Source organism: Rummeliibacillus stabekisii (assembly GCF_007988965.1).
In the GTDB taxonomy this organism is placed as follows: Bacteria; Bacillota; Bacilli; order Bacillales_A; family Planococcaceae; genus Rummeliibacillus; species Rummeliibacillus stabekisii.
Map to the genome: position 1 here is coordinate 1 of NZ_BJVD01000018.1, position 5807 is coordinate 5807.

At 36.7% G+C, this 5807-nt stretch carries 7 protein-coding genes; 2 read left to right on the forward strand and 5 right to left on the reverse strand.

Annotated features, from left to right (window positions below):
- Window positions 1-325: 325 nt before the first annotated feature.
- The 3 genes from RST01_RS15790 to RST01_RS15800 form a co-directional block, all read right to left on the reverse strand.
- On the reverse strand, window positions 326-979 hold the full coding sequence (locus RST01_RS15790) for a 3-oxoacid CoA-transferase subunit B (protein ID WP_147198315.1): 654 nt from the start codon (window positions 977-979) through the stop codon (window positions 326-328).
- Between the two features lie 17 nt (window positions 980-996).
- Window positions 997-1704, reverse strand: a complete 708-nt coding sequence (locus tag RST01_RS15795; RefSeq protein WP_147198317.1) for a CoA transferase subunit A — start codon at window positions 1702-1704, stop codon at window positions 997-999.
- Window positions 1705-1804: 100 nt separating this feature from the next.
- Complete coding sequence (locus tag RST01_RS15800) at window positions 1805-2590, reverse strand: TrmB family transcriptional regulator (RefSeq protein WP_147198319.1); 786 nt, start codon at window positions 2588-2590, stop codon at window positions 1805-1807.
- A 111-nt stretch (window positions 2591-2701) separates the two neighbouring features.
- Between RST01_RS15800 and RST01_RS15805 the strand changes: the two genes are divergently transcribed.
- Window positions 2702-3472, forward strand: a complete 771-nt coding sequence (locus tag RST01_RS15805) for a TSUP family transporter (protein WP_147198321.1) — start codon at window positions 2702-2704, stop codon at window positions 3470-3472.
- 54 nt (window positions 3473-3526) lie between these two features.
- On the opposite strand, the gene RST01_RS15810 is transcribed toward RST01_RS15805, so the two are convergent.
- Entirely contained in the window at window positions 3527-4135 is a 609-nt protein-coding gene (locus tag RST01_RS15810; protein ID WP_147198323.1) for a DedA family protein, read from the reverse strand.
- A gap of 270 nt (window positions 4136-4405) precedes the next feature.
- Complete coding sequence (locus tag RST01_RS15815) at window positions 4406-4858, reverse strand: Lrp/AsnC family transcriptional regulator (protein ID WP_147198325.1); 453 nt, start codon at window positions 4856-4858, stop codon at window positions 4406-4408.
- Between the two features lie 160 nt (window positions 4859-5018).
- Between RST01_RS15815 and RST01_RS15820 the strand changes: the two genes are divergently transcribed.
- Window positions 5019-5483 (forward strand): VOC family protein, encoded by a 465-nt coding sequence (locus RST01_RS15820; RefSeq protein ID WP_147198327.1) that lies wholly within the window; start codon window positions 5019-5021, stop codon window positions 5481-5483.
- Window positions 5484-5807: the final 324 nt, after the last annotated feature.

The following is a 5807-nucleotide window of genomic DNA, read 5'->3' on the forward strand; positions in this document are numbered from 1 at the left end:
TGTTGTCGCTTGTTATTTTAGCGACTTGATTATATTATCATAAACTTTTAATCTAGTCAACATCTTTTTAAAAAGATATTTTTCAATGAAGTTATTATTCATTGCTTTTCTTAATATCTTTTAGCGACTTAATTACTATATCACCATATAATTTAAACGTCAATTACTTTTAGAAAAAAAGTTACAAAAAAATAAAAAGAGATGAAAACACTATACTAGTTTATATAAAGCAATAACTAGATATTGATCTCACCTTATAAATTACAAAGCGAGAAATTGTCCAAACAAAAAATAGATCATCATTTGATGATCTATTTTTAACTCTTTATTGTTGAGCTAATAGATGTTGGGCGATAGAGAAATCCGCGTCCGTCTTAGTTTGAATTTCTTCTACTGTTACTCCCTCTTGCACTTCTACTAACTCCATACCCTCAGCAGTAAACTCAAATATAGCCAAATCTGTTATCAGCTTATTTACGACACCTTTACCTGTTAACGGCAATGTACATTCTTTTTTTATTTTAGAGTCGCCGTGCTTATTCACATGCTCCATTACGACAATTACTTTCTTGGCTCCATTTACAAGGTCCATGGCGCCTCCCATGCCCTTGACCATTTTCCCCGGAATCATCCAGTTTGCCAGATCTCCCTTTTCTGAAACTTCCATGCCGCCAAGAATGGCTAAATCTATATGGCCTCCACGAATCATAGCAAATGATTCCGCACTATCAAAAAAAGAAGCTCCCGGCACTGTGGTGATGGTTTCCTTGCCCGCATTAATCAGATCGGGATCTTCATTACCCTCAACTGGATAAGGGCCTATGCCGAGAAGGCCATTTTCTGATTGAAGCAAAACATTAAAGTCAGCGGGAATTTCATTAGCAATTAATGTAGGTATACCAATCCCAAGATTGACATTCATCCCATCTTCAATTTCTTTTACCGCTCTTTTGACAATTGTAAGATGTATTTCCTTCATCCCTTTCACTCCTCCCTTTATCCTTTTGCTCCTGCTACGGTAAGTTTTTCAATACGCTTTTCATAATGAGTGCCTAACAAAAGTCTTTGCACGTAAATGCCAGGAAGGTGAATTTCATCGGGATTAAGTTCCCCAGGCTCTACGATTTCTTCCACCTCCGCAATAGTTATTTTTCCTGCCATAGCTGCTATAGGGTTAAAATTCCTAGCTGTTTTTCGGAAAATCAAATTACCAAGCGTATCCGCTTTCCAAGCTTTGACTAAGGCAAAGTCCCCTACTATGCCTCGTTCAAGTAGATAGGTCTTCCCATCAAATTCTTTCGTTTCTTTCCCCTCTGCAATCGGCGTACCAACTCCAGTAGCAGTATAAAATCCAGGTATACCTGCGCCTCCAGCACGGATTCTCTCTGCAAGTGTCCCTTGAGGAACCAACTCTACTTCTAATTCACCGCTTAAATATTGCTGTTCAAAAATTTTGTTTTCTCCCACATACGATGAGATCATTTTCTTTATTTGACGATTAGCCAACAGTAATCCCAATCCCCAATCATCAACACCGCAGTTATTGCTAACAATAGTTAAATCCTTCGTGCCTTGCTCTTTTAAAGCTTGAATCGAATATTCAGGTATGCCCGAAAGGCCAAACCCTCCCACAATAATTGTAGAACCTTCTTTAATATCAGAAACCGCTTCCATGAAAGAGCTCACGACTTTACTCTTGTTCATACATACGCCCCCTTTGTCTGAGTATTAAAAATTATCTATCATAACTATTCTACAACTCTAGCAATTATAAGTAAATTTTTTGTAAGTATGTCGTAGAAGTCTACTCTTCGTTAAAAAATTTTTTTCTTTCCTTAGATATCCATTGCTCTAAATCATCCTTGTTCCTGCGTACTATGCGATTCACTAATACGTCATGCCATACATAATCCTCTAGCAAATAAATATGAACAGGATCGTCTGTATAGAAAGCTAGCTCCTTATCATCAAGAACTGATCCATAAATCATCTTTTTCGCATCAATAGATAAGATAAACCACTTTTTACTTGTAGGTGCTTCTGTAAATTGGGTAACGCGATGTATATCTACATTCCCTACTGGATTTTCTACATGCAATGTGAGACCTTTAATCTCAACTTCTGATTCTACTTTTTCTAACTCTTCTTTTAGTTCATGATAAAAATCATCCCACATTGAAATAACGATTCTTTTTTCAGCTTTTTTAATTAGCGTTTTGCAGTAGCTTATAATGCTTGATTTATCCTTTAAGGTGAGTACCTGCCGTTCACCTTTTTCTTCTTTTTTTTCGCGCTCCTTTAATGCAGTGCTCATACTAAGGAAATTGGTTTGAAATGAATTTTGTGCTTTTTCAAGAAAAACATCGACAGGCAAAGGCGAATAAAGAGCGCCGTCTGTCTTCTCTTCCTTCAATACTACGCCCTTTTCCACTAAAGCTTTCAATGTATCATAAATTCTAGCCCTTGGTATACCCGATTTTTTACTAACCTGATAAGCAGTAACTGTCCCTTGCTCCACTAAAGATACATATGACTTTGCTTCATATTCTGTGAATCCAATAGCTTTAAGTTGTTTGATTAACAAATCCAATATGATACCCCACTTTCTCTTCCTCTCATCATACCAAATTCAGAAGTACTATTTACATCAGAAACAATTTTAGTTACTATTTTAGTAGTTACTAAAGAAAAGGTGGTTTTTATGCATATTGAGATGGACTTTTCACTTTTAATTATTTTAATTCTTTTTGGGTTTTTAGCTGCCTTTATAGATTCAGTGGTTGGGGGCGGCGGTTTAATCGGTTTGCCTGCGCTCTTATTTGCAGGACTCTCGCCCGCTGCGGCAGTAGCAACAAATAAACTTGCTGGTACAATGGGGGCGTTGACTAGCACCATTTCCTTTTACCGTTCGGGCAAAATTGAAATGAAGTCTGTCTTGAAGTTCTTTCCGCTTGTTTTTATAGGCTCCGCATTCGGCGCCTGGATAGTCCACTTATTAGACCCTAATTTATTGAAGCCACTCATGCTATTTATGCTTGCCGCTGTTGCAGTGTACACCATCTTTAAAAAGAATTGGGGTAGTGTTTCTACATACAAAAAATTATCAGTATCTAAGCTATTATTATTTGCACTTATTATTTTTGCTTGCGGATTTTATGATGGCTTTTTAGGACCAGGAACAGGATCGTTCCTTATATTTGCTTTCTTGATGGTGGGATATGATTTTCTTAGTGCTGCAGGTAATGCCCGGTTTTTAAACTTTGGGAGCAATATTGCCGCACTCTTAATGTTTATGGGGTTGCACCAAGTCAATTACGCCTACGGCATACCGATGGGGCTTGCACAAATCGCTGGTGCAATTTTAGGATCACGTTTTGCCTTAAAACAAGGTGCCAGCTATGTACGGGGTTTATTTATAGTGGTCACATGCTGTTTACTTGCTAAAAATCTATATGATTACTTCTTAAAATAATGACATATAAAAAAGGCTTTCTTAAATAGAAAGCCTTTCTATATTGTAGAAAGTTTAAGCGTTTCTCCTTCTCCAGAATAAGCGAACAATAAAAAATAGGATCAGGAAGCTTAATAGAAGGACAACAAGATTCGAATATGTATCTATATATGATACAATTTTCCCCCAAGAAGATCCCACCCTTGCACCAACATAAACTAATACGCTATTCCAGATGAGTGATCCCAGTGCAGTAAATAACAAAAAAATGCCAAGATTCATTTTGGCCATGCCTGCAGGAATTGATATTAAGCTGCGAACAATAGGTACAACACGTCCTATTAATACAGCCCATATCCCCACCTTCGCAAACCATTCATCCGCCTTTTTGATATCCTTGCGTGTAAGTCGCAATAGATATCCCCATCTATCTACAATGATCTCTAGCTTTTTCACATCCAAGAGCCTTCCAATCCCATACAGAGTCACAGCACCGACCATAGAACCGATTGTAGAAAATATTATGACGCCTGTCATTGTCACATCAGATGTAGTTGTAAGAAAGCCGCTAAATGTTAAAATCACTTCAGAGGGAATTGGTGGAAAGATATTTTCTACTGCAATAAGTATAAGAATCCCTATATAACCATATGTATTCATCATATAAACAATCCACTCTTCCATCCCCATCCTCCTTTAACCTGTCCATTTATTATATGCTAAGTAAGAGAAATTATGAGTGGTAGTCTTGCTAGGAAATCCCTTTACTTACTCTTCTAAAACCAATGGAAGTAGAGTTTACAGAAAAACCGAACTGCTTAAACAGCTCGATTCTTAATATACGAAAGCTTTAGATTAAATTTAGGTACTTTATCATTTGGTATTTGTGTTCTTACCTTAAAGTACTGTACTTCCTCGTCACCTTATGAATCTATTTACTAATGTATGTTTATCTTATTTTGGGATTGTAGCTTGTAATAGAATCCGATTCTCTATTAGGTTTTTCAAGCTGATAAGAGACTTGGATGGTCCAAACTTTATGATAGAATCCTGAAATTGAGCAATATCCTCTATAGTGGCAGTCTGAACCTTTATCATATAATTGTATTCACCACTAATTCGAAACAAATCTGTTACAGCCGGAGTTCGTTCGCAAAAATCCACAAGCGCTTGACATTGCTCCGTTTTAATAAGAAAGAACGCTGTGGTCCCTCTGCCTAGCGCCTGATGACGATAGGTTGCCGTATAACCCGAGATGATATCTTTCTCCTCAAGTCTTTTTATTCGTTCCCTTACCGAGGGTTGGGACATCGATACATCTTTACTTATTTGTGAAATGGAGATACGTGCATTCTGCTGAAGAAGACGCATAATGTGGTAATCAGTTTCATCCATCCAATGTTCCATATATATTTCCTCCTGCTCATTTTTCACTTTTCAAAAGTGAATAAAATCAATGAATTTTCGTTATTTCCAGAAAGCGTAAGGCGACAATCTCCTTTTATAATGTATGTATTTCCTCATAACACTATTTTATAATAAATACATCAGAAAGGGGACATCATATTTGAATATCAAAGGTTTTGCTCATATTGCAATTCAGGCAAAAGATTATCCGGCCACAATCAAATTTTACATTGAAGCATTAGGATTTAAACGTGGACATCATTGGAGCCTTCCTTCGTTTCAAATTAAGGAAGCTTCAATGCTAATTTCTCCAGACAAACGAACATGTATTGAGGTTTTCGATGAAGATGCTGTCATTCCAGCACAAGGGAAAAAAGCGCAGTCGGAAGAGGAGGTTACTTACGGAGCCATGCTTCACCTAGCGTTTTATGTGGAAGATGTCGACAAAGCGTTTCAAACGGCAATTGACCATGGCGCAAAACCTTGTGTGAAAGCAGATAATATTACTCTTGGAGAGCCCCCTCTTATTATCAGAAACGCTCTAGTCTACAGTCCTAATGGAGAGGTTATCGAATTTATTCAGGACGTGGATTTTGATATAGAATCCCATAGTTCAGTGCAATAGTTCAAAAAGCTATAGACAATCTAAGACTCTTCTCTATCCTAGACTGCACTGTGTTCTTGTAAAAAACTTCTTTTTGTTATGCAGCTAATGTCTAGGTTATTGAAGGGTGATTTATCTTTAATTTATGTATATAGAAAACTCCATCTAGGAAAATGATTTTCTAATCACTTAATATTTTATTATTCACTTTATCTTTTTCAATAAAAAAATGGACCAATTGCTTTTATTACATGTAATTATTGTTCAATAAAATTTCGGTACTATAACACAAAAAAAGACACTACTGAGTTAATCAGTAGTGTCTTAATATGCCTAGCAACGTCC

Excerpts from the sequence above, each read along its gene's own strand:
- RST01_RS15790 (WP_147198315.1), bottom strand. The coding sequence starts at position 979 with ATGAAGGAAATACATCTTACAATTGTCAAAAGAGCGGTAAAAGAAATT.
- RST01_RS15815 (WP_147198325.1), bottom strand. The coding sequence starts at position 4,858 with ATGGAACATTGGATGGATGAAACTGATTACCACATTATGCGTCTTCTT.
- RST01_RS15795 (WP_147198317.1), bottom strand. The coding sequence starts at position 1,704 with ATGAACAAGAGTAAAGTCGTGAGCTCTTTCATGGAAGCGGTTTCTGAT.
- RST01_RS15810 (WP_147198323.1), bottom strand. The coding sequence starts at position 4,135 with ATGGAAGAGTGGATTGTTTATATGATGAATACATATGGTTATATAGGG.
- RST01_RS15805 (WP_147198321.1), top strand. The coding sequence starts at position 2,702 with ATGCATATTGAGATGGACTTTTCACTTTTAATTATTTTAATTCTTTTT.